The 23,537-nt window shown below is 64.8% G+C and carries 23 protein-coding genes; 7 read left to right on the top strand and 16 right to left on the bottom strand.

All coding sequences use genetic code 11. The annotated features are described in order from the left end of the window. Window positions 1–3: 3 nt before the first annotated feature. The 9 genes from DNA98_RS17890 to DNA98_RS03630 form a co-directional block, all read right to left on the bottom strand. On the bottom strand, window positions 4–156 hold the full coding sequence (locus tag DNA98_RS17890; protein ID WP_174719994.1) for a hypothetical protein: 153 nt from the start codon (window positions 154–156) through the stop codon (window positions 4–6). Next, on the bottom strand, window positions 138–356 hold the full coding sequence (locus DNA98_RS03665) for a hypothetical protein (RefSeq protein ID WP_129865625.1): 219 nt from the start codon (window positions 354–356) through the stop codon (window positions 138–140). Before DNA98_RS03665 ends, DNA98_RS17890 begins: the two co-directional genes overlap by 19 nt. A 5-nt stretch (window positions 357–361) precedes the next feature. Further along, the gene (locus DNA98_RS03660) at window positions 362–1,921 is read right to left on the bottom strand and encodes a 2-isopropylmalate synthase (protein ID WP_110525899.1); all 1,560 of its coding nucleotides are present in this window, start codon (window positions 1,919–1,921) and stop codon (window positions 362–364) included. 83 nt (window positions 1,922–2,004) lie between these two features. Further along, a complete protein-coding gene (gene ilvC / locus DNA98_RS03655) occupies window positions 2,005–3,027 on the bottom strand; it encodes a ketol-acid reductoisomerase (protein WP_110525896.1) in 1,023 nt (340 codons plus the stop codon). 13 nt (window positions 3,028–3,040) lie between these two features. Further along, a complete protein-coding gene (locus tag DNA98_RS03650; protein ID WP_110525894.1) occupies window positions 3,041–3,763 on the bottom strand; it encodes a trans-aconitate 2-methyltransferase in 723 nt (240 codons plus the stop codon). Between the two features lie 28 nt (window positions 3,764–3,791). Next, window positions 3,792–4,304, bottom strand: coding sequence for an acetolactate synthase small subunit (gene ilvN, locus DNA98_RS03645; RefSeq protein ID WP_110525891.1), 513 nt, complete (start codon window positions 4,302–4,304; stop codon window positions 3,792–3,794). Window positions 4,305–4,323: 19 nt separating this feature from the next. Continuing rightward, window positions 4,324–6,012, bottom strand: coding sequence for a biosynthetic-type acetolactate synthase large subunit (ilvB, locus tag DNA98_RS03640; protein WP_110525887.1), 1,689 nt, complete (start codon window positions 6,010–6,012; stop codon window positions 4,324–4,326). 233 nt (window positions 6,013–6,245) lie between these two features. Next, window positions 6,246–6,719, bottom strand: a complete 474-nt coding sequence (locus tag DNA98_RS03635) for a cupin domain-containing protein (RefSeq protein WP_110525884.1) — start codon at window positions 6,717–6,719, stop codon at window positions 6,246–6,248. Continuing rightward, the gene (locus tag DNA98_RS03630; protein ID WP_110525881.1) at window positions 6,716–7,708 is read right to left on the bottom strand and encodes a YpdA family putative bacillithiol disulfide reductase; all 993 of its coding nucleotides are present in this window, start codon (window positions 7,706–7,708) and stop codon (window positions 6,716–6,718) included. Before DNA98_RS03630 ends, DNA98_RS03635 begins: the two co-directional genes overlap by 4 nt. Before the next feature lie 69 nt (window positions 7,709–7,777). Here DNA98_RS03630 and fumC point away from each other — a divergent pair, with 69 nt between their 5' ends. Together fumC and DNA98_RS03620 are read left to right on the top strand one after the other, a co-directional pair. Then, a complete protein-coding gene (fumC, locus tag DNA98_RS03625; RefSeq protein WP_110525878.1) occupies window positions 7,778–9,178 on the top strand; it encodes a class II fumarate hydratase in 1,401 nt (466 codons plus the stop codon). A gap of 78 nt (window positions 9,179–9,256) precedes the next feature. Continuing rightward, window positions 9,257–9,862, top strand: a complete 606-nt coding sequence (locus DNA98_RS03620; RefSeq protein ID WP_110525875.1) for a superoxide dismutase — start codon at window positions 9,257–9,259, stop codon at window positions 9,860–9,862. 194 nt (window positions 9,863–10,056) lie between these two features. Here DNA98_RS03620 and DNA98_RS03615 read toward each other — a convergent pair whose 3' ends face one another. Then, entirely contained in the window at window positions 10,057–13,431 is a 3,375-nt protein-coding gene (locus DNA98_RS03615; RefSeq protein ID WP_110525872.1) for a BTAD domain-containing putative transcriptional regulator, read from the bottom strand. A gap of 43 nt (window positions 13,432–13,474) precedes the next feature. Continuing rightward, complete coding sequence (gene trpC, locus DNA98_RS03610; protein ID WP_110525868.1) at window positions 13,475–14,254, bottom strand: indole-3-glycerol phosphate synthase TrpC; 780 nt, start codon at window positions 14,252–14,254, stop codon at window positions 13,475–13,477. Window positions 14,255–14,316: 62 nt separating this feature from the next. On the opposite strand from trpC, the gene DNA98_RS03605 reads away from it, so the two are divergent. Beyond that, window positions 14,317–15,165, top strand: a complete 849-nt coding sequence (locus tag DNA98_RS03605) for a patatin-like phospholipase family protein (protein WP_110525865.1) — start codon at window positions 14,317–14,319, stop codon at window positions 15,163–15,165. Here DNA98_RS03605 and DNA98_RS03600 read toward each other — a convergent pair. From DNA98_RS03600 to DNA98_RS03590, 3 genes are all read right to left on the bottom strand, one after another. Then, entirely contained in the window at window positions 15,139–15,546 is a 408-nt protein-coding gene (locus tag DNA98_RS03600) for a hypothetical protein (RefSeq protein WP_110525862.1), read from the bottom strand. The two genes, DNA98_RS03605 and DNA98_RS03600, sit on opposite strands and share 27 nt — an antisense overlap. Before the next feature lie 4 nt (window positions 15,547–15,550). Next, window positions 15,551–17,554: a TRAP transporter permease gene (locus DNA98_RS03595; RefSeq protein WP_110525859.1), complete on the bottom strand. Its 2,004-nt coding sequence runs from the start codon at window positions 17,552–17,554 to the stop codon at window positions 15,551–15,553. 111 nt (window positions 17,555–17,665) lie between these two features. Continuing rightward, window positions 17,666–18,616, bottom strand: a complete 951-nt coding sequence (locus tag DNA98_RS03590; protein ID WP_110525856.1) for a TAXI family TRAP transporter solute-binding subunit — start codon at window positions 18,614–18,616, stop codon at window positions 17,666–17,668. A 272-nt stretch (window positions 18,617–18,888) separates the two neighbouring features. Between DNA98_RS03590 and DNA98_RS03585 the strand changes: the two genes are divergently transcribed. From DNA98_RS03585 to glpX, 4 genes are all read left to right on the top strand, one after another. Further along, on the top strand, window positions 18,889–20,052 hold the full coding sequence (locus tag DNA98_RS03585; protein ID WP_110526516.1) for a class I SAM-dependent RNA methyltransferase: 1,164 nt from the start codon (window positions 18,889–18,891) through the stop codon (window positions 20,050–20,052). A gap of 37 nt (window positions 20,053–20,089) precedes the next feature. Next, on the top strand, window positions 20,090–20,851 hold the full coding sequence (hisF, locus tag DNA98_RS03580) for an imidazole glycerol phosphate synthase subunit HisF (protein ID WP_110525853.1): 762 nt from the start codon (window positions 20,090–20,092) through the stop codon (window positions 20,849–20,851). Beyond that, window positions 20,848–21,501, top strand: coding sequence for a bifunctional phosphoribosyl-AMP cyclohydrolase/phosphoribosyl-ATP diphosphatase HisIE (gene hisIE / locus DNA98_RS03575; RefSeq protein ID WP_110525850.1), 654 nt, complete (start codon window positions 20,848–20,850; stop codon window positions 21,499–21,501). The genes hisF and hisIE overlap by 4 nt, the downstream gene beginning before the upstream one ends. Before the next feature lie 153 nt (window positions 21,502–21,654). Next, a complete protein-coding gene (gene glpX / locus DNA98_RS03570; RefSeq protein WP_110525848.1) occupies window positions 21,655–22,623 on the top strand; it encodes a class II fructose-bisphosphatase in 969 nt (322 codons plus the stop codon). 34 nt (window positions 22,624–22,657) lie between these two features. Here glpX and DNA98_RS03565 read toward each other — a convergent pair whose 3' ends face one another. Both DNA98_RS03565 and DNA98_RS03560 read right to left on the bottom strand, forming a co-directional pair. Further along, a complete protein-coding gene (locus DNA98_RS03565) occupies window positions 22,658–23,092 on the bottom strand; it encodes a hypothetical protein (RefSeq protein ID WP_165363919.1) in 435 nt (144 codons plus the stop codon). Window positions 23,093–23,172: 80 nt separating this feature from the next. Beyond that, on the bottom strand, window positions 23,173–23,505 hold the full coding sequence (locus DNA98_RS03560; protein WP_110525842.1) for a DUF3234 domain-containing protein: 333 nt from the start codon (window positions 23,503–23,505) through the stop codon (window positions 23,173–23,175). Window positions 23,506–23,537: the final 32 nt, after the last annotated feature.

Genomic DNA, 23,537 nt, shown 5'->3' with positions numbered 1-23,537 from the left:
GTCTTACTCCCCCTCGGGTCGCGCCAACCGTACGCCCACTCCATCAGCTTCTTCCCCCGACACCGAGTAGGTCTCGCGCCAGGAGTCCACGTGGACGCGGGCGATGGCAGGGGCGTCGCCCACGCGGGCCGGGCGGATCACTGCCTGCCCTTCCATACCTGCTGCACCAGCATCAACGCAGCGCCGCGCGAGAGGAGCCGGTCGCGCTCGTCCTCGAGGTCCCGTTCGAAGCGTGGCACCAGCTCGCGGTAAGCCCTCATGAGTTCCTCAATCCGCACGTCTTGGAGAGCATCCAAGCGCTGTTCCATGCGAAGGACGGTAGCTTTGAGGTCATCCAGCATGCGAGATGGGTTCATCTCCACTAGCGTTCTACGCCCTTGGTCTGCACCTCGTCCAGGCTCGGCGGGTGCTTGGCCGCCTGCCCGGCCACCAGCTTGTTGGCCGCATCGAGGTAGGCGCGGGCCGAAGCCTCGATGATGTCGGGCGAGATACCGTGGCCGGTGGCCATGACTTCGCCCAGCTTGAGCTTGACCGTGACCTCGCCCAGCGCCTCGGTGGTGCCGGTGACCGCCTCCACGCGGTAGAGCTCGAGTTCGGGCTGAATCTCGATGGCCTCGGCGAGCGCCTTGTAAACCGCGTCTACCGGCCCATCGCCGATGGCCGTGGTGGTCACCTCGCCCTTGGGGGTCTTCAGGCGCACGGTGGCGGTGGGAAGCATGCCGTAGCCGGAGAAGAATTGCAGCTGTTCGATGGTAAAGAGGTGCGCGCTGGACGCGGTCTCGCTCTCCACCAAAGCCCGCAGTTCCTCGGTGGAGATGGGGCCCTTGCGGTCTACGATCTCGCGGAAGCGCTGGAAGACGGTCTGCATCTGGCCCTCGTCGAGCTCGTAGCCCAAGTCGTGCAGGGCCTTCTTGACCGCGGCCCGGCCCGAGTGCTTGCCCAGCACCAGCACGGCGGCCTCGCGGCCTACGAGTTCGGCGTTCATGATCTCGTAGGTCTCCTTGTTCTTGATCACCCCGTCCTGGTGGATGCCCGACTCGTGGGCGAAGGCGTTGTCCCCCACGATGGCCTTGTTGGGCTGCACCACCATGCCGGTGTAGCGCTCGACCATGCGGCTGATGCGGTAGATCTCGCGGGTGTTGATCCGGGTTTCGGCCTGGTAGTGGTCGCGGCGGACGTAGAGCGCCATCACCACCTCTTCCAAAGCGGTGTTGCCGGCCCGCTCCCCGATGCCGTTGACGGTGCACTCGATCTGGGTCGCGCCGTTCTCCACCGCCGCCAGGCTGTTGGCGGTGGCCATACCCAAGTCGTCGTGGCAGTGGGCGGAGATGTGCACGTCGCGCCCGCGTACTACCTCGTCGTGGATGCGCTTGATCAGGGCGCCGTACTCCGGCGGGGTGCCGTAGCCGGTGGTGTCGGGAATGTTGATGGTGGTGGCCCCGGCGGCGATGGCGGCGTCGTAGAGGCGCAGCACGAAGTCGAAGTCGGCGCGCATGACGTCCTGGGCGCTGAACTCCACGTCGTCGGTAAACTGCCGGGCATAGCGCACCATCTCGTCGGTGAGCTCGAGGATCTGCTCGGGCGTCTTCTTGAGCATGTACTCCAGGTGCACCCGGCTGGCGCTGGTGAAGACGTGAATGCGGCGCCGCTCGGCGGGCTCGAGCGCCGCCGCCGCCCGCTCAATGTCGAGCTTGTGGGTACGGGCCAGGGCACAGATCACCGGCCCTTGCACCTCGCGGGCGATGCGGGAGACGCACTCGAACTCGCTAGCCCCGTTGACCGGGAAGCCCGCCTCGATGATGTCCACATTCAGCCGGGCCAGGGCGTGGGCGATCTCGAGCTTCTGCTGCAGCGAAAGGGCTACGCCAGGGGATTGTTCCCCGTCCCGAAGCGTGGTGTCGAAGATTCGGATGTGGCGCATGGAAACCTCCTGGTTTGGTCGTACGTCTTACGTGCCACGTCATACGCCTTGGGGTGCGTAACATGCAGCGTATGGCGCGCGGCTCAGTCCCCAGCTACCTCTTCTTTGGAGAAGCGCGACTTGAGGAAGGGCATCATGGCCCTGAGTTTGGGGCCGACAACCTCGATGGGGTGGCTCTTCCAGTAGTTGCGGTTGGCGTTGAGCACGGGCTGGCCGGCCTGGTTCTCTAGCATCCACTCCCGGGCGAACTCGCCCTGCTGGATTTGCCGCAGCACCTCGCGCATGCGGGCCTTGGTCTCCTCGCGGCTCACCACCATCGGGCCACGGGTGTAGTCGCCGTACTCGGCGGTGTTGGAGATGGAGTAGCGCATCCCCGCAAACCCAGATTCGTAGATCAGGTCCACAATGAGCTTGACCTCGTGCAGGCACTCGAAGTAGGCCATCTCGGGCGGGTACCCGGCCTCTACCAGCGTCTCGAAGCCCGCGGCGATGAGCTGGGTCAGACCGCCGCACAGCACCGTCTGCTCGCCGAAGAGGTCGGTCTCGGTCTCGTCCTTGAAAGTGGTCTGGATGGTCCCGGCGCGGGTGCCGCCGTTGGCCTTGGCGTAGGCCAGCGCGGTGGGCAGGGCCGAGCCGGAAGCGTCTTGGTAGACGGCGACCAGGCTGGGCACCCCCGAGCCTTTCTCGTACTCGCTGCGCACCAGGTGGCCGGGGCCCTTGGGGGCCACCATCCACACGTCGAGGTCGGGCCGGGGCTTAATCTGGCCGAAGTGGATGTTGAAGCCGTGGGCGAAGGCCAGCGCCGCGCCCTCCTTGAGGGCCGGCTCGATCTCCTCGCGGTAGACCTTGCCCTGGGTCTCGTCGGGAAGCAGCACCATCACCACGTCGGCCTTCTTCACCGCTTCGGCGACGGGGAGCACCTCGAGCCCCGCCCCCCGGGCCTTGGCCTCGTTGCGGCTGCCGGGGCGCAGCCCCACCACTACCCGGATGCCCGAGTCGCGCAGGTTTAGCGCATGGGCGTGGCCCTGCGAACCGAAGCCCAGGATGGCCACGGTCTTGTCCTTGATGAAGCCCAAGTCTGCGTCGGAGTCGTAATAGATCTTCACAAGCAACCTCCCTTTACTTCAGCGCATAGAACGCCGCGAACACGCTGTTCTTATGCAGCACTTCCACTTCGCGATAGCCCACCCTCCGCAGCAGTTCCATCTGGAAGCCGAGGGAGCGGGGTGAGTCCTCGAGGTCTATGTAAGCGAACACCTTTTCGCGGTAAGCCTCTCCTCCCAGGTTTGTCAGGTATTGCCCGTAGCGATTCCACATCAGGGCGTGTACGGCAGGGTGGGCGTGGGTCACCAAGTCGGAGACAAGCAGGGCTCCGCCCGGCGCGGTGATGCGGTAGAGTTTGGCAAAAGCGGCCTCCCAGTCGGCCTCGTCGCGTAGGTGGTGGAGCACCGCCGCCGCGACGATCAGGTCGTAGGCGTCGTCCTCGAGCGGCGCGGTGCGGAAGTCCGCCTGAAAAGTGCGAAGCGGAGCATCGGTTACCTGGGAAACCCGCTCCCTGGCCCGCTCGAGCATGGCAGCGCTCAGGTCGAGAAGGTCACAGGCAATATGAGGGTAACGCTGGAGGATCTTCAAGGTGTTGTTCCCGGCGCCGCAACCCACGTCGAGGAGGCGTTTAGGCTCAGGCACCAAGGCCAGCGCGGTCTGCGCCAACAACTCCAGCACCAGCGGCGCGTCGATGGTGGCGGACTGGCCGGTCTCGAGGTTGGAGAAGCGCTCCACGTCCGCGTCGAAACGGGCGCGGATCTGCTCGGGGGTGGATTTTTCCTGAAGGGCTCGAGGCATAAACGATAAGGCGCGGATAACCGCGCCCTTACACGGCCTCCTTTCGCTCGCGTACTTTCAAGGTCTTCTCGCCCCGCGAAAGGGCCACCGCCCCGGTGCGCATGACCTCCATCAGCCCGTAAGGCCGCATGGCTTCGATGAAGTTCTGCACCTTGCTCGAGTCGCCGGTGAGCTCGAAGATGATCGACCTCCGGGCCACGTCCACGATGCGGGCGCGGAAAGCCTCGGCGATGTCCTTGATCTCCAGCCGCTCCTCCATGCCCGGCACCGCCACCTTGACCAGCGCCAGCTCGCGCTCGACGTGGGGCTCGGAGTGGTCGGTGACCTTGATGACCTCGATCAGGCGGTTGAGCTGCTTCTCGACCTGCTCGAGCACCCGGTCGTCTCCGGTCACCACCAGCGAGATGCGCGAGAGCCCCTCCTGGTGGGTGCGCCCCACCGCCAGCGACTCGATGTTGAAGCCCCGGCGGGCGATCAGGCCCGCGATGCGTTGCAGGACGCCGGGCTTGTCCTGGACCAAAACGGAAACCACGTGTCGCATGAACTCTCCTGTCTACCGGTCAGTCTCCGGCCTCCACCGCTTCGCGCGGGTTCTCGATGATCATGTCCTCGGCGGCCCCGCCCGAAGGGATCATGGGGAAGACGCCCTCCTCGTGGTGCACGCGGCAATCGAGCAGCACCGGGCCGTCGTGCGCCAGCACCTCCCGCACCGCCTCGGCCAGCCGGGACCTATCCTCCAAGGTCACGCCCTTGATGCCGTAGGCCTCGGCCAGCTTGGCGAAGTCGGGGTTAGAGTCGGCCAGGTAGACCTCGCTGTAGCGCCGGGCGTGGAAGAGGTCCTGCCACTGCCGCACCATGCCCAAGAAGCCGTTGTTGAGGAGAACGATCTTGACGGGAAGGTTGTACTTCTTCACCGTGGCCAGCTCCTGCAGGGTCATCTGGAAGGAGCCGTCGCCGTCGAAGTCGATGACCAGCTCGCCGGGCCTCGCCAGCGCCGCGCCGATGGCGAAGGGCAGGCCTACCCCCATGGTGCCCAGCCCGCCGGAGTTGATCCAGGAGCGGGGCCGGTCGAACTTGAAGAACTGCGCGGTGAACATCTGATGCTGCCCCACCCCACTCGTCACGATGGCCCGGCCACCGGTAGCCTCCCAGAAGGCGTGGATAACCTCCTGGCTTTGCAGGTAGGGCTTGGGGGTCCAGCTAAAGGGGTGCTTGGTGCGCCACTCGTCCACCTGCTGCCACCACTCGGCGATGGCGAGCCGCTTGGCCCCCTTGGCCAGCTCGGCGGCCACCCACCGGGCGTCGCCCACCACCGGGATGGCGGTGTTCACCAGCTTGCCGATCTCGGCAGGGTCGATATCGACATGGATGATGGTGTGGGCGTTGGGGGCAAAGCGCGAGACCTTGCCGGTCACCCGGTCATCGAAGCGCAGGCCGATGGCCAGGATGGTGTCGGCGTTGTGGATGGCCCAGTTGGCCGCCACCGAGCCGTGCATGCCGGGCATGCCCAGAAACTGCCGGTGGGTGCCGGGGAAAGCCCCCAGCCCCATCAGGGTGGGGATCACCGGGATGCCGGTCTTCTCGGCAAACTCGAGGATCTCGGCCGCGGCGTGCTGGGCCCCGCCGCCCACCATCAGGACGGGTTTTTTGGCCCTCTCGATGGCCTCGAGCGCCCGCTCGATCTGGCGGGGGTGCCCCTTGTAAGTGGGCTTGTAGCCGGGGAGGTCGATCTCTACATCGAAGCTACCGTTGAAGGGCGCGAGCTGCACGTCCTTGGGAACGTCCACCAGCACCGGCCCCGGGCGGCCCGTGGAGGCGATGTAGAAAGCCTCGGCAATCACCCGCGGGATATCGTTGACGTTGCGGATCTGGAGGTTGTGCTTGGTGACCGGCTGGGTGATGCCGCAGACGTCGGCCTCCTGGAAAGCATCGGTACCGATGAGCGCCTGGGGCACGTTGCCGGTGATGGCCACGACGGCGGTGGAGTCCATCAGCGCGTCCTGTAGCCCGGTGACCAGGTTCAGCGCCCCCGGCCCCGAGGTCGCCATCACCACCCCCACCTTGCCGCTGGCGCGGGCGTAGGCAGTGGCGGCGTGGACTCCGCCCTGCTCGTGCCGTACCAGGATATGCCGGATGGGAGAGTCGTAAAGGGCATCGTAGGTAGGCATGATGGTGCCCCCAGGGTGCCCAAAGATGGTGGTCACCCCTTGCTTCTCTAACGCTTTGAGGATTGCCGCCGCTCCGTTCATAAGATCTCCCCGTCTGCTCAAACCTAAACCCCCCGCTCGAGCGGGGGGTCTATGGTGTTCTGCTGGCTTATCGCTGCACCAAGCCCCCCCTAGCCGCTACTACTAGGGCTAGGGATAGGCTAATAATGCTGGCGTAAGCTCGAATCACCTTGAGAGGGAGTCTACTCGGGCTTGGTATACCGTGTCAAGCCAGCCTTACAACCTCCCGGCCTAAGCTGCAAGGTTTTCCGCGCTTAGCGGGTCAGGCGCGCGATGAGCTCGGCGTGCTGAGGGAAACGCCGACCCAGCTCCTCCCGGGAGGGCAATTCAAAGTCCGCAAACTCAAACCCGGGAGCCACCGTGCAGCCCACAAGCGCATAATTCCCCACCGGGCACGCCGCTTGCCAGACCCCCGCCGGAACCACGGCTTGAGGCCTCTCCCCTTGCAGGAGGTTCGAACCCATGCGAACCTTGCTGTATACCCCCTCCTCGCTCAGCAGGTGCAGCTCGAGCCCGCCCCCTGCATAAAAATGCCATACCTCGTCCGAGCAAACCCTGTGCCAAGCGGAAAAATCCCCAGCCTCGAGCAAAAAGTAAATCGCGGTGGAAGCTGCCCGCTGCCCCTGCCGCGCCTCCAGGAGGAGCGGAGACTTGAAGGTCTGGATGTAGTGGCCCCCCTCGGGATGCGGCTTCAGCCCCAGGATCCGGATCACCTCCGCCGAGGTCATCGCGGCACCTCCTGCGTCCGCCGGGCGATCTCTCTAACCGCGATTTTGGCGTGCTCCCGGCCATTTTCGATAAAGACCGTGCGGGTGTCGTGGCCAAAGCCTGCGCTACCTGCCACGAACAAGCCGGGAATCGAGGTTTCGAAGACCTCGGAGAGCAAGGGAGCATCGCTCTCCCCGCCAAAACGGGCTCCCGCCTGGCGCAAAAGTTGGTCCACTGCCCGGTACCCAATCAGCACGACCACGAAGTCGGCGCGGAGGCGGGTAAGAGACGCCTGAGTGCTCGAGCGCTCCACAAGCCTCACTTCGTTGGGGGTAATCTCCCGCACCTCGGCATTCAGGATGAGGCGGATCGCCCCCTCCTTGACCCGGTTCTCGAAGTCGGGCTTGAGCCAGTACTTGACGCTAGGCCGAATCTCTCTCTCGCGGTGGACGACGGTGACCCTAGCCCCACCCCGATATAGGTCAAGGGCGGTTTCCACCGCGCTGTTTGAGCCGCCCAGCACTACCACCTCGCGGTTCCAGTAAGGCAGGGTCTCCTCGATCCCGTAGCGGACATGGGGCAAGTTCTCGCCCGGCACGCCGAGCCGGTTGGGATTGCCGTAATAGCCGGTGGCCACCAGGACGAACCGGGCCGACATCCTGCCCTCCCCCTCCCGGTCGTGGTAGCGAACGGTGAAATTCCCTTCTTGACCGGCGATTCCCGTCGCCTCGGTATAGGTACGGACCTCGAGCCCCTCTACCTCCGCTACCCGGCGGTAGTACTGCAAGGCTTCGCGGCGGGTAGGCTTGGGGGCCAGGGAGGGAAAAGGGTGACCTCCGATCTCGAGGTTTTTGGCCTCGCTGAAGAAGACCGTCTCGCGCGGCCAGCGGTAGATGGTCTCAAGCAGGGTACCCTTTTCCAGCACCACCGCCTCGAGCCCGGCCCGCTTGGCCTCGATGGCCGCCGCCAAGCCCACCGGCCCCGCTCCGACGATCACCAAGTCGTACATCCGCCCCATGGTACACGAGGGCGGACAGGCAAGGTGTGGATGGCCTTACCAGGGTAGAATACGTGCGCCATGAGCTACCGCATCGAAAAAGACACCATGGGCGAGGTAAAGGTACCGGCGGACCGCTACTGGGGGGCCCAAACCCAGCGCTCCATCCAAAACTTCCCTATTGGGGTAGAGCGCTTCAAGATGCCCCGGAGCATAATCCGGGCGCTGGGCATCCTCAAGAAAAGCGCCGCCTTGGCCAACGCCGAGCTGGGCGAGCTGCCCCGCGACAAAGCCGAGCTCATCGTACGGGCCGCCGAAGAGGTGATCGCCGGGAAGCTCGACGAGCACTTCCCGCTGGTGGTCTTCCAGACCGGCTCGGGCACCCAGAGCAACATGAACGCCAACGAGGTGATCGCCAACCGAGCCATCGAGCTTGCAGGAGGGGTGCTGGGCTCCAAGGACCCCATCCACCCCAACGACCACGTCAACCGGGGGCAATCCTCCAACGACACCTTCCCCACCGCCATGCACATCGCGGTGGTAGAGGAGCTGCACCGCCAGCTCTACCCCAACGTGAAGCGGCTGCGCGACACCCTGGCGGCCAAGGCCGAAGCCTACCAGGACGTGGTCAAGGTGGGCCGCACCCACCTGCAAGACGCCACCCCCATCACCCTGGGTCAGGAGATCGGGAGCTGGGTCGCGCAAATCGACTACGGCCTCGAGCAGGTGCGCCACGCCGAGGGGGGGTTGTACGAGCTGGCCATCGGCGGGACCGCGGTGGGCACCGGGCTCAACGCCCACCCCAAGTTCGGCGACCTCTGCGCCGCCTACATCGCCAAGGAAACCGGCTTTCCCTTCGTCTCGGCCAAGAACAAGTTCGCCGCGCTCGCCGCCCACGACGCCCTGGTGACCACCAGCGCCGCGCTGCGCACCCTGGCCGGAGCCCTCTTCAAGATGGCCAACGACGTGCGCTGGCTGGCCTCTGGTCCGCGCAACGGCATCGGGGAACTCATCATCCCCGAGAACGAGCCCGGCTCCTCGATCATGCCCGGCAAGGTCAACCCCACCCAGAGCGAGGCCCTGACCATGGTCTGCGTGCAGGTCTTCGGCAACGACGCAGCGGTGGCCTTCGCCGGCACTCAGGGCAACTTCCAGCTCAACGTCTACAAGCCGGTGATGGTGTACAACGTCCTCACCAGCATCCAGCTCCTGGGCGATGCCTCTTTGGCCTTCAACGACCACTGCGCGGTGGGCCTCGAGCCCAACCTGCCCCGCATCCGGGAGAACCTGGAGAAGAACCTGATGCTGGTCACCGCGCTCAACCGCCACATCGGCTACGACAAGGCCGCCGCCATCGCCAAGAAAGCCCACAAGGAGGGCACCAGCCTCAAGGAAGCGGCCCTGGCGCTGGGCTATTTGAGCGAGGAGGAGTTCGACCGCTGGGTGGTGCCAATAGAGATGACGAAGCCCAGCGAAGGCTAGAAATCAAGCGTAGATATGCATTGGCTCACAACTTGATAGGAAGACCGGTAATAGAGTACCCCTTTAGGAGGTGAAAGCATGAGTTACCCGTTCAAGTTGCCCGAACGCCCGTATGCCGCGGATGCCCTCGAGCCCCACATCGACGCTAAAACCATGGAGGTGCACTACCAGGGCCACCACCTGGCCTACGTCAACAACCTCAACGCCGCCTTGGAAAAGCACCCCGAGCTCCACGGCTGGGAGCTAGAGGACCTGCTACGCCGGATCAACGAGGTGCCCGAGGACATCCGCACCGCCGTGCGCAACAATGGCGGCGGCCACCACAACCACACCCTATTCTGGGACATCCTCACCCCCGGCGGGGCCAAGGAACCTACCGGCAAGCTGGCCGAGGCCATCAACTCTACCTTTGGCAGCTTCGATGAGTTCAAGAAGCAGCTGACCCAAGCCGGGGCCACCCGCTTTGGCTCGGGCTGGGCCTGGCTGGTGAAGGACAAGGGCGGCAAGCTGAAAATCTACAGCACCGCCAACCAGGACTCCCCCCTCATGGAAGGCGACACCCCACTTTTGGGCATCGACGTGTGGGAGCACGCCTACTACCTCAAGTACCAAAACCGCCGGCCCGAATATCTGGCGGCGATCTGGAACGTGATCAACTGGGACAAGGTAGCCGAGCGCTTCTAAACCCAAGCTCATTCCAGAGGCCGGGAATATCTCCCGGCCTCGACTCGGTATTCGGCAGACCCCGCTGTTCAGCAATCTGCTGTGCGTGCTCCCCTGGACGGCGCTTTGGGCCAAGGCCCCAGGTAGATTCTCACGTACAACCCCGCGCCTTGCGGACGTGGGACGTTCGTAACATCTAGGGCGCTAAATCCCCGTCATTTACCCAGGGCATGGGCTACGAAACGGTTGGCCAGCAAGCGCTCGCGCAGGGTGGGCTCGAGCGCCGCCGCCAGTTCGTGTATCCCCCGCTGGCTGTGGATTAGATAGGGCCGCCCCTCGTGGTCGCCCAGGGCGCGGGCGTAGGCGTAGAGCACCAACGGTAGGTCGAAAAGCCCTTTGGCCCAGTCCTCGAGGTAGCGCATGGCCTCCTGAGCGGCCTCGCGGGCTTTGGCGCGGTTCCCGTAGCGTAAGCGGGCCAAGGCCAACGCCGCCAGCGAGCGCGCCCGGTGGCGCCACTCTTTGCGCTCTCCCCACAAGTCGGCGGCTTCGCTTAGGTAAGCCTCGGCCAACTCGGGCTCTCCCGAATCCAAAAGGGTCCACCCCAAGGCGAAAAGGGTATGCCCCAAGCGGGCTCGTTCGCCGAGTTCCTGTAGCTCACGCAGGGCGATGGAGAGGTGTTCGCGGGCCTCGGCCAGGCGGTTGATCGCCATCAGCCCAGCCCCCAGGTCGCTCCGCAACACCGCCCGGTCGCGCCAGGCCCCGGCGGCCTCGGCTTCCCTGAGCGAATCCTGCAGGGCCTGCTCGAGCCCCTCGTCGAGCCCCAACACGCTGGCGTTGAGGGCCTGTACCTGCAAGGCATCCCACACCGCCCAGAGGTCGCCGGTCTGGCGGGCCTCGGCCAAAAGGCGCTCCCCCGCCGCCAGGCTCTGGCCATAGCGCCCCTTCACCCAGTCCACATTGGCCCGGTCGGCCATCAGCCGGCGCAGCAAGTAGCGATCCTGGGTCGCCTCGGCCAGCCGCAAAGCCTCGCCGTAGGCAGCCTCAAAAGCCTCGAGTTGGCCCAAGCGCAACCAGTAGCCGGAAAGGTTTCGCACCGCCTGGGCCTCCAGGCCCCTCTCGCCCGCCTCATGAAAAGCTTGTATGGCCTGTTCCAAGGGCTCGAGCTGGGCGTCGGGATCGCCGCCGCGGTATTCCAGCCAGGCCAGCCGAAACAGCGCTCGGCCCCGCTCGAGGGGGGTTTCGGCCAGCTCGAGGGCCTGCCGAGCCGAGAGGATGCCCTCTTCCACAACCCCGCTCAGCACCGCCGCGTTCGCTTCCAAAAGGCGCAACCGGTACTGGGCGGCCTTGCCCAGCTCGGCGGCCAGCGGCTCCATCTGGTGCACCTCGCGCCGGGGGTTCTCTCCCAAGATCAACTTGAGTTCGGCGATCTCGGCCAGCAACGCGAAGGAATCTGCCGGGCTGAGGTTCTCTCCGAGCAGGCTCCGGGCTTCGGCGTAGTAGCTGAGGGCCTGCGTGGCCAGCGGCCCCGAGCGGGCCGCGCGCGCCGCTTGGAGATAGGCCTGGGCCGCCTCGCGCGGTCGGCCTGCGAGGTGCAGGTGCAGGGCCAAGCGCTCAGGAGGGGCCCCCGAGATCCGCAACAGCTCGACGAAGCGGGCATGAAAGCCCATCCGGGTGGTCTCGGGCATCGCGGCCAGGATAGCCTGGCGGGAGAGCTCGTGGCTTAGGCTGAACCTTACCCCACCCGGCGAATCCGAGCCCGCACGCACCAACCCGGCCTGCACCAGCTGGTCCAGCGCAGCCAGCAGAGCGTTGTCTGCTGGCGACCCCTCCCTAAGCAAATCCCGCAGGGCCTCGAGGCTGAGGGGCTGATCCGCCAAAGCCAGCGCCTGGGCGATCCGCAGGGCCTGTTCCCGCATCGGCGAAGTCCCCTCGGTGAGGTGCTGGAAGCGGCTCAGCACCGCCCCCTGTACGCTGGGCGGGACCGGGAGTTCATGGTAGTCGGCGGTGAAGGCGTCATAGGGGGTGCGCCAGCTCCCCTCTCCCACCCGCAATAGCCCCTGCTCGAACAAAAAGCGCAGCGTTTCGAGCAGGAAAAAGGGGTTCCCTCCGGTACTCTTGTGCAGCCGCTCGGAAAAGAGGCTGCCCCCCGATTCTTGGCCGGAGAGGTGGCGGATCAACTCGAGCACCTCGGCTACCTCGAGGTTCCGTAGAACGCGAACCCTTAGCGCCTGTTCCGCCTTGAGCTCCTGAAGAACGGCCCGCAGTTGGGCCGGGTGCCGCTCTTCAGGGCGGGCCGTGGCCAGCACCATATACCCTAACCCTCCCGAACGCTGCACCAGGTAGGGCAAAAACTCCAGGCTGGACTCGTCGGCCCAATGTACGTCCTCCCACAGCAAGATCCCGCCTGGCCCCACCCAGTTCTGTACAAAGCGGGCCAAGGCCTCGAAGAGGTGCGACTTGGCCGAGCGGGAGGGACGAGTTTTGAACCTCACCCGGCCAGCCTCGCGAAGCCACCCCTCTTGGCGCTCGCGGCGAAAGGACGCCTCGAGGCTGCCGGCCAACTCAGGGACCAACCAGGCCAGCTCGTCCCGCCAAGCGGCCTCCATCCCCGCCGGATCCCAGCCTTGCTCGAGCGCCACCCGTACGGCCTCGATAAACCCGCTAAAGCCAAGCCTCCGACCACTCTCGCGCTGCCGCACGACGAGCGTCCGGCCCCGCCGCCGGGAGAACTCCTGGGTCAAACGGCTCTTCCCCACCCCGGGCTCGCCGGTCACCAACAACAACACTCCCGAGCACAGGTTGGCCTCAAGCCACATCCAGTCCTCGGCCCGGCCCACCAGCGGCGGCTCGTTCAGCGCGCGAGGCAACGAAAAGCCTTCCGCTTCGGTTAGGGGTTTGCCCTGACGTAAACGGCGGTACAAGGCCTGGGTCTCAGGAGAGGGTTCCACCCCGAACTCCCGGCGCAGTACCTCACGGTAACCCTCATACTGCCGCAGCGCCGCCGGAGTCTCGCCCAAAAGGGCGTAAAGCCGAATCACCGCCTGCTGCTCTTGCTCCTGGTAAGGGTCGGCCTCCAGCAGCCGCCGGTAGATCTCTATCGCTTCGTGGTAGGCTCCGGCAGCCTCGCGGCTGCGGGCCCAGCCCAGCATAGCCTCGCGGTACAGCCCCTGCCAGCGCTCCTGTTCGGGCAAGAGCCAATCCAAAAAGGCCTCGCCGCCCCGCACCTCGAAGCCGCACAAGAACCCCCCCCGCCAGATCCCCGCCGCCTTCGCCCACTCGCCCCGGGTCAGGTGGCCCAGGAAGGCCTCGAGGTCGGTGTCCACTTCGCCTAGGGCCAGGGTCTGGGGGGTTTGCTTGAGCAAGGGCTCGAACACCGAGCCCTTGAGCCGGAAGAGTTCTTGCCGTAGATTTCTCCGCGCCGCTTCCTCGTCCCCCTCCCACAAAAGCCCAGCCAAGACCGAACGCTCCACCGGCTCCCGCCGAGTCGCCAGGTAGGCCACCAAGGCTACCGCCTTGCGCTGGGAAAGCTCAACAACCTTTCCCTTGAGGGTAAGGGTCGGTGGGCCGAGCAGGCTGAGGTGGGGCTTCATGGGGCTAATGATCTGCTCACGATAGCGCTTCCTCGGGCCCCGGTTAGCATCCCCCCCGACCCATCAGGGCGAGGGCGGCTTGGCGCCATCCACCGCTACGGGCCAGGCTGGTTCCTACCAATACCGCATCAAAAATCCCCTTCAGCGGGATGAGTTCTTCTGCCCGCCCATACCCCGACTCGGCCACCAACAAACCCGAGTAGCCGCGCTGCCGGGCCAGACGACCTAAGCGAGGGGCGGTTTCAAGGTCGACCTCGAGGGTGGCGAGGTCGCGGTTGTTGACGCCCAAGAGGGTCGCCCCCGCCGCTAGGGCGATCTCCAGCTCAGCCTCGTCGTGCACCTCTACCAGGGCCTCTATTCCGGCCTGGCGGGCAGCCTCGAGGAAGCCCGCGGTCTCCTCACCTAGCACCGCCACGATGAGCAGCGCCGCCGAAGCCCCTAAGCTGCGGGCCTCGGCGAGTTGATAGGGATGCACGGTGAAGTCCTTGCGCAGGATGGGCAAGCTCACCGCCTCCCGCACCGCCCGCAAGTCCTGGTCGGAACCCGCAAAGTAGTGGGGCTCGGTCAGCACGCTGATGGCTCGAGCCCCGCCCTCGGCGTACTGACGGGCGACTTGCGCCGGATCGAGTTGGGCGATGTCTCCCTGAGAGGGGCTTTTGCGTTTGACCTCGGCGATCAAGGATAGACCAGGTTGGGCCAAGGCCTCGGTAAAGGAGGGAACCGCGGGCGGTTCAGCCAGGGGCGAGCCGACCCGGGGCGCCACTTCCTCCCAGCGCCGCCGGATGATCTCCCCCAAGACCCCAGGTACATGATCCCAGTGCATAGGCCTAACTTACTCCAGCCGGGGTGAGTTGTGTACGGGCCGCCGGCTGATACAGTGAAGATATGGGTTTGGTCCTGGCCTTAGGAGGGGGGGGTGTCCGCGGTATCGCCCACCTGGCGATCCTCGAGACCCTCCGCCGGGAGGGCATCCCTATCCGGGCGCTGGCGGGAAGCTCAGCCGGGGCCTTGGCCGCGGCCATGTACGCCTTTGATCTGCCGCTCGACCCGCAGCTGGTATTGCAAACCCTCTACGACCCGGATGTGGAACGGCTGGTGCAGGCCGGAACCCTGCGGCAGATGGCCCGGCTGGTGGCTTTTCTTCGCAAACCCCACCTCTCCGAGGGGGCCGGGTTGCGCAGCGGTTACGCCCGACTTTTCGGCGAGCGGCGGATCGAGGAAAGCCCGATTCCCCTAGCCCTGGTCGCCGCCGACCTGCGCACCGGCGAGGCCGTAGCCCTTCGCGAAGGTCTGGTCTGGGAAGCTGTTAAAGCCAGCAGTGCCATTCCCAGCGTTTTCCCCCCAGTAGTCTGGGACGGGCGGCTTCTGGTGGACGGAGACGTGGCAGAAAAGGTTCCCGTGACGGTAGCCCGCTCCCTCGCCCCAGGGCCGGTGTTAGCGGTGGATATCTCTAACCCCTATCCTCCCGTGGAACCCAAAACCGCCCTCGAGGCCGCGCTGCAAGCCGGAGAAGCCTCCCGACGGCGGCTGTTGCAGCTCGCCTTGGAAAAAGCCGATCTGGTGATCCGGCTAGATCCTCCTCGGGCCATCGAGACCTTCGACACGCGCCAGGCCGAGTACATCTACCGGCTGGGGCAGGAACGCATCGCGGCGGCCCTTCCAGCCATCCGGGAACTCCTCCGCCCTCGCCGCTGGTGGAAAGGCTGGTTACGGCGCATCCAACGCGCGGGATAGGGCCAACAAGTACCCCCCTAGCCCCATCCCTAGCAGCAGCAACCCCCAGCCCACCAACCCGAAAGCCACCGCCAGCGCCGCTAGAAGCAAAAAGGTGCCCAAAGAGGCGGCCTCCAGTAACCCTCTGGCTACGGCGTAACCGGAACGCTTGGGGTCGAGCTGGCGCACGCGCCGTCGAACCCATACGTACGCGCTCAGGCCAATCCCCACCAACCCCACCCCCGCCCAACCGGGGAGCTGGAGTTCCCGGTGGGCCACCAACCAAACCATCACCGCGAGCAGAAGGTTGGGCAGCGGCGCCAGGGCATATAGACCCAGCAAAGCCGACCGGCGAAGGGCCGGGTCGGCTTTGGGATCGTATAGCGCACGGATCCGCTGCATCCGGTTATGCGCTGAGCCTAGCTCGAGCCGAGGTCATGCGCTGCCAAACATAGACCAGCAACAGCAGCCCGGCCCCGACCAAGTCGCTTTGGATGCCCGGGGTTACCAGGGCCACCGCCGCCCCCAGCAACAACAGCCGCTGCAGCCAGTTGAGCGGGCGGTGCAAGAACCCCATCACCCCCGAAGCAAAGGCCACCATGCCTATGAAGCCCGAGAGCACCACCTCGAGGACGTCGAAGAAACCATTCACCCCGATCAACAGCAGCTTGGGGTTAAAAAAGAACATGTAGGCCAAAAAGGCGGTGCGCATCTCGTAGACAAAGCCCTGTACCCCGGTGCGCCAGAAATCCGATCTGGCGATAGCGCTCGCCGCATAGGCCGCCAGCGCCACAGGTGGGGTAGAGTCGGCCATGATGCCGAAGTAAAACACGAAGAGGTGGGCGGCCACCGCGGGCACCTGGAGGCCAGCCTTCTCCGCCAGGTTGAGCACCACCGGCACCACCAAGCTCGCCATGACGATGTAGTTGGCGGTGGTGGGAAGTCCCATCCCCAGGATCAGGCAGATGATCTGGGTCATCACCAGCACGGCGATGATATTGCCCATGGACAGGGCCTGCACGATGTCGGAGAGGCCAAAACCGATTCCGGTGATGGTCACTACCCCCACGATGATCCCCGCGCTGGCGGTGGCCAAGGCGATCCCCACCATACCTCGCCCCGCTGCCTCGAGGCCCTCCAAGATCAGCCCCGCCCCCCGGCGCAGCCCCCATAGCGCTCCCTGGCCGCCTCGCCAAGCGCGCCAGGCCTCCTGCAGGAGGATCAACAGGCCGATCAACATCACCGTGTTGAAGGCCGCCCGCTCGGGGGTCATGTGGGCGATGACCAGGCTGTAGATCAAGTATCCCAGAGGGATCAGATAGTGGAAACCGCTGCGCAAAATAGGCCCGGCAGCGGGCAGCTCGGAACGCGGAACCCCTTTGAGGCCCAGCCGTAAGGCCTCGAGGTGCACCACCACGAAAAGGGTGGCATAGGCCAACACCGCCGGCACGGCGGCATAGACGATGAGCTGGCTGTAGGGGATGGAGAGGTATTCGGCCATGATGAAGGCCGCCGCTCCCATCACCGGGGGCATGAGCTGCCCGTTGGATCCCCCCGCTACCTCGATGGCCCCCGCGGTCTCCGCCGGGTAGCCCACCCGCTTCATCAGCGGGATGGTCAGGGTTCCCACCGTGACCACGTTAGAAACCGAGGAGCCCGAGACCATCCCGTGCAGCCCCGAAGCCACCACCGCGGCCTTGGCCGGGCCACCCCGGAAGGTTCCCAACAAGCTGTAGGCGATCTGGATCAGGAACTGCCCAGCTCCGGCCTTATCTAAAAGCGCCCCGAAGAGCACAAACAAAAACACAAAAGTAGCCGATACCCCGATGGGCGTACCCCACAGCCCCTCGGTGGTCAGGTAGAGCTGGCCTACCGCCTGGGGCCAGGTAAACCCAGCATGGAGCTGCAAAAAAGCAGGTAGGCTGAAATGAAGCGCTCCCTTAGGACCAGTAAGGGCATATAGCAGAAAAACCGCGGCGATGATCGGCAGCGCTTTGCCTAAAACCCGCCAGCTGGCCACCAGCAAAACCAAAATGGTCAGGGTGGCCATCACGCTGTCGAGCTGGTTTGGCACCCCGCCGCGGATCTGCGTGATCCCGTAATACTCCACCACCACATAAAGCGCCCCAACCACCCCCAAGCCCGCCAGCAGCCAGTCCGCCCAAGGAACCCGGTCTCTAGGGCTCTTCTTGGAAAAGGGGTAGACCAAGAAGGCCAAGGCTAGGGCAAAGGCCAGGTGAATGGCGCGCAGCTTGAGCGGATCCAGGGTTCCGGCCCAGGTGGCCCACAGCTGGAACAGACTCCAAGCAACGGCGACGGCGAAGATCAGCCAACGGCTATAACCCTTGGGTTTACGCCCTCCTAACTCAGACTCCTCTACGATCTCCAAGGCACGGTTGTCCTCGGCCATTCTTACCTCCTCAGGCACTGAGCAACATACGCCAATATATCCCTTCGAAGCTCCTTTGGCTCCACAAAAAGATCGGCCCCGCACAGGGGGCCTATCCAAGGGGCCAGCGGACTACTTGATTACGCCCTTTTCCTTCCAGTAACGCTCGGCACCGGGGTGCAGCGGAACCGGGAGGTTGCGCACCGCCTTTTTCGGGTCGAAGTAGCGCTCGAGGTTGGGGTGGATCTTCTTGAACTCAGCCAGGTTGTCAAAGGTGGCCTTCATGATCTTGTACACGCTATCCGCGCTGAGCTGGTCGGAAGCCAGTAGCATCGAGAGCACGGCCACGGTAGGGGTGCTCACCTCTACGCCGCGGTAGACCCCGCTGGGGATGATGAAGCTGGTGTAAAAGGGATACTTCTGGGTGAGGGTCTTGAGTTTAGCCGGTTCCACCGTGACCAGGTTGATCCGGGTGGTGAGGGCCAGTTGCTGAATGGCCGAAGCCCCCAGACCCACGGTGTAGAACATGGCGTCAGCCCGGCCATCCTGCAACAGCGAGATCCCCTGGGAAGCCCCTACCCGGATGGTCTGGCCCAGGTCGTTAAAGGTGAGCCCGTAGGCCTCGAGGATCTGACGGGTGTTCTGCTCGGTGCCCGAGCCTACGTCGCCCACCACCACCCGCTTGCCCTTGAGGTCAGCGACCGAGTCAATTTTGGCCTCCGCCCGGGCGACGATGTGCACCACTTCAGGGTAAAGCACCGCGATGGAGCGGATGGACTTGACCGGTTTACCCTCGAAGGCGGGGATGCTGCTGCCGTTATAGGCGTAATAGGCGATATCGTTTTGGGAAAGGCCCATCTGCAACTCCCCGGAGGCGATGGCGTTGATGTTAAACACGCTCCCGCCGGTGGAGCGAGCGTTAGCCCGTATACCCGCGTTGGCATCGTTGATCAGCTTGGCGATGCCCGTAGCCACCGGAAAGTAGACCCCGGTGGTGGCCCCAGATCCGATGGTCACGAACTCCTGAGCCAGCGCGGAAGCCGCCAAGGTGAGCGACGCTAAAGTTAGTAGGATTTTCTTCATCGCATCTTCCTCCTAAGCCTCGAGATGATTTTCAGGTCCCCCCAAACTCTTCGGTCCGTCTTTACGGCGCTGGTTAGGGTTTCCCCGGTGCAACTTACTATAACCTGCTTTGCCGCTGCAACCGTCCTTCGCGTACGACGCGGGACGTGGCGCTCCGAAGATCAATATTACCCGTGCCCTTAGGTCCTCCCGAAGGTTCCCGTAAAGTTAGGGGTGTGACACTGACCATAGAAAAGCTAGTGCCGGGTGGCCTGGGCCTGGCCCGTACCGCGATGGGTACGGTCCTGGTGCGCGGGGCCCTGCCCGGCGAGGTGGTTCGGGTAGGGCTCCGGTCGCGCAAGCACCACCTCGAGGGCCAGGTATTGGACATCCTCCAGGCCCACCCTGAGCGCTATCCCGACCCGCTTCCTCCGACCGCTGATCTTCCCCTCTATTACTCCGCCCAACTGCCGCTCAAGCAGGGCTTGGTGCACGAAGCCCTGGGGCGCATTGCCAAGCTCGAGTTTCCCCTCTCCCCCATCCAACCCTCGCCGGAAGCCCTCGGCTACCGCACCGCCGCGCAGTATGCGCTGCATCCTTCTGGCGGGCTCGCCTACCGCAAACCCGACAGCCACCAGCTGGTAAAGCTCGAGCAAGACCCCTTGATCGCGCCCCCCTTGCAGGAGGCTTTCCGGCTGTTGTCGCGCTGGCCGCTCTCGAACCTCGACGAGGTGGTGCTGCGGGGCAGCCTGTACGAGGGACGCACCCTGGTGGGCCTGATCGGCGGGGAGGCTCACTCTTGGAAGCCCACCGCCCAGGCTTTGGTACGGGAGGGCCTGGCTGGGGTGGTCTGGGCCGAGGTCAGCCCCAAAGGGCGCTTTCGGGGGCGGGTGCGGCGTCTGGCCGGGGAGGGAGGCTTGCTCGAGGAGTTCGGCGGGGTGCTCTCCACCGTAGAGGTGCAGAGCTTCGCCCAAGTCAACCCCAAAGCCGCCGGGCTTTTGTACCAGGAAGCCGCCCGGATCGTAGGGAACGGAGGAAGAGCCATTGAACTCTACGCGGGGAGCGGGGTCTTGGGGCTCCACCTGGCCGAGCGGTTTTGCGAGGTGATCGCCGTCGAGATCAGCCGGGATGCCGTAAAGCGCGGGGAGGCCGACCGGGAAAGGCTGGGGGTGAGTCACCTGCGCTTTCACCGCGGGGACGCAAGGGAGCTTTCCAGGTTCACCCCCGCCGATTTGGTCGCGGTGGACCCGCCCCGCTCCGGGCTAGCGGCGGAGGTGATGCAGGCGATCGTACAGGCCCGCCCTAGACGGGTGCTCTATGTCTCCTGCGACCCTGCGACTTGGGCCAGGGATGTGCGGGGGCTCACCCAGGCCGGTTACCGGCTCGCTTTCGCCCGACCTTATGACTTCTACCCCTTCACCCATCACGTAGAGGTGCTGAGCCTGCTCGAGCGCTGAGCACAAAGAACTTTCGCCCAGGGGCTATACTCTGTCCATGCTAGCCAAACGCCTCATCCCTTGTCTGGATGTCCACGCCGGGCGGGTGGTCAAGGGGGTCAATTTCGTAAACCTGCGGGACGCCGCAGACCCTGTGGAAGCCGCCCGTGCCTACGACCGAGCAGGGGCTGACGAGCTGGTCTTTCTCGACATCACCGCCACCCATGAGGAGCGGAAAATCCTGCTCGATTTGGTTTCGCAGGTAGCGGAGCAGGTGTTTATCCCGCTCACCGTGGGGGGCGGAGTGCGGAGCCTGGAGGACGCTCGAGCCCTGCTCCTCGCCGGCGCCGATAAAGTCTCGGTGAACTCAGCAGCGGTCAGGCGACCCGAACTCATCCGGGAACTCTCCGATCACTTCGGTTCGCAGGCGGTAGTGCTGGCGATTGACGCCCGGAAGAGCCCCGATGGCTGGGAGGTCTATGTAGCGGGGGGACGCACCCCTACTGGCCTCGATGCGGTGCGATGGGCCGAGCGCGGGGTAGAGCTAGGGGCGGGGGAAATCCTGCTCACCAGCATGGACCAAGACGGAACCAAGGCCGGCTACGACCTCCCGCTCACCCGGGCCGTCCGCGAGGCGGTGGGGGTTCCGCTGATCGCCTCGGGCGGAGCGGGAAGGCGCGAGGATTTCGCAGCGGTGCTCGAGGTAGCTGACGCCGCCCTAGCCGCTTCGGTGTTCCACTTTGGGGAAATCCCCATCCCCGAACTCAAGGAGTACCTGGCTTCAAAGGGTTTCCCTATCCGCATCGAGGTGCCCGCATGAATATCGAGGACGTGCAATTCGACGCCAACGGCCTGGTGCCGGTGGTCGTACAGGACGCCCAAAGCGGCCAGGTGCTGACCCTGGCCTACGCTAACCGGGAAGCCCTAGCCAAAACCCTCGAGACCCGCCAAAGCACCTTCTGGAGCCGCAGCCGGGGCGAGCTTTGGGTCAAAGGGGCCACCTCCGGCAACACCCAAGAGGTGGTAGAGGTGCTGCTGGATTGCGACCAGGATGCGGTGCTCTACCGGGTGATCCCTACCGGCCCGGCCTGCCACACCGGGGCCGAGACGTGTTTTCACCACTCCATTACGGAAACCACGACGCCTCCCCTGGGCGAAGTGCTGGAAAAGGTCTACCGCACCCTCCGCGCTCGGCTCCGCGAGCGCCCCGAGGGCTCTTATGTGGTAAAGATGCACGACGCGGGCCTCGACCGCATCCTCAAGAAGATCGGGGAGGAAGCTGGAGAGGTCATCATCGCCGCAAAGAATGGTAGCCGGGAAGAACTCGCCTGGGAAGCCGCGGACCTGCTCTTTCACCTGCTCTTTACGTTGACCGAGCTGGGCCTGAGCCCTCAGGATCTGGCTCGAGTGCTATGGGAGCGCAACCAAAAAAGCGCGTCCATCCCGGTCGAGCGTGTTCCCCCAGTCTGAGCCAAGAGGGCTTGCCGCGTTCACCGCTGCATCTTGGTCCTGCTCCCAGTAGCTTTTCGCGCAGAGCTGATGGGTGCCCGTCCGCAAAATAGCAGCGGTCTGTTGGAACCGCTACCGCGGCGAGGCTGACTCGAGCTTTGATAGGCTCAGTTTATGGAGATCGAACGCCTACTGGTACTCGAGGTCGCCCGCGTCACCGAGCAAGCCGCCTTGGCCGCTAGCCGCCTAGCCGGAAAAGGCGACAAAGAAGCCGTGGACGCTGCCGGTACCGAGGCCATGCGCCAGGTGCTAGGCGAGCTACCCATCAACGGCACGGTGGTGATCGGCGAGGGGGAGATGGACGAAGCCCCTATGCTCTATATCGGGGAAAAACTCGGGACGGGTGGCCCCGAGGTGGATATCGCGGTGGACCCGGTGGAGGGCACCACCATCACCGCCAAAGGGCTGCCCAACTCCATCACGGTCATCGCCATCAGCGAGAAAGGCGGGCTCCTCCACGCCCCTGATATGTACATGGAGAAGCTGGTGGTGGCCCCTCCGGCGGCGGGAAAGGTGAGCCTGGAGTATCCCGTCAAGGCCAACCTGCGCTTGATCGCCGAGTCGCTCCAACGCGGCGTGGAAGACCTGGTGGTCGTGGTGCTGGATCGCCCTCGCCACGAGAAGCTCATCCAGGAGATCCGCGACGCCGGGGCCCGGGTCAAGCTGATCGGGGACGGGGATGTGGTGGCCGCGCTGGCGGTGGCGGTGCGCGGCACCGGGGTTCATGCACTGATGGGCAGCGGCGGAGCCCCCGAGGGGGTGTTGGCCGCAGCAGCCCTCAAGTGCCTGGGGGGCGAGATCCAAGCCAAATTCCTGCCCGCCGACGATGCCCAGCGCGAACGGATGCAGGCCATGGGGGCCAACGAGCACCAGATCTACCGCACCAACGATCTGGCCCCCGGTAAAGAGATCGTCTTTGCGGCGACCGGGATCACCCACGGGGATATCCTCGAGGGGGTGCGCTTTTTCGGGGGCGGGGCCCGTACCCACTCCATCGTGATGGGGTACAAGACCCGGGTGGTGCGCTTTATCGACAGCATCCACCTCTTCGAGCGCGGGGCCAGGGTAACGATCCGGGTTTAAGTACCGGGGCCCCGCCCTCTGGGGAACGCGCCAGCTATAAGCCGATATTCACTCCCACCGCCCCACCTAGACCAAAGCTCGAGTTGGCCCCTAGGTAAATCGTGGGGTATACCTCGACGAAAAAGCCCACCATGGGCAGCCCTAGGTTGAGGTAGGTCCCTACCACCCCGCGCACCCCGTAGTTCCCCTGGTTAAGCAAGGAGATCGCCGGGCCGGTTCCAAAGAAAGCCCCTCCGCCCGCGTAGAGGTCGGTCAGGGGAATTTTGGCCAGCACGTCCACCCCGCCGCCCAAGGCGCCACCTCCAAAGGGGTTGTACCCTGCATAGGCGCGTCCGTCTACTAACAAAGGAACCAGGGGAAAACGCACCCCGGCGTTAATGCCGAAGGAACTGCCCAGGGTGACCTGGAAGCTTTGCGCCATCGCCGGAATCGAGAGGATCAAAGCCAACGCCATCAAGTAACGTCTCATGCCCATCAGTATATAGTGGTCTGGTAACTTGATTTTTGGGGCATTGTGCAGCGCTCACGTCACACGCAGGAGGCGGTGGCTTAGCCTTCCCACGCCAATAGATGTAGCCTTTGCAGGGCCTTTTCGCGCGGTATAAGCCGGGCCTGGAGCACTCCCGGCTGGTATCCCACCACGAGCTGATCCACCCCCAGACGCCCTAGAGCAGCTAGGTACGTCTCCTTGAGGGCATAGCCCTCGAGCTTCTCTACTTGCATCCCCGCAGCGCTGGGAGTCTTCGCCATGAAGGCTCGAGCCTCGTCCTGGTTGAGCCAAATCGCCGTAAGCTTTTGCCCCAAGGACTCTAGGATGAGGTACTCGCCTGGAACTTGAGGGTCCTCGAGGACGTACCAAGTAGCTTTCAGAAAATCGTCCATGCTGAGCTTGAGTAGCCCTTCACGATACCCTG

Origin of the sequence: Meiothermus sp. Pnk-1 (assembly GCF_003226535.1) — a bacterium.
Classification (GTDB): domain Bacteria; phylum Deinococcota; class Deinococci; order Deinococcales; family Thermaceae; genus Allomeiothermus.
This window is presented reverse-complemented; position numbering and strand designations above follow the sequence as displayed.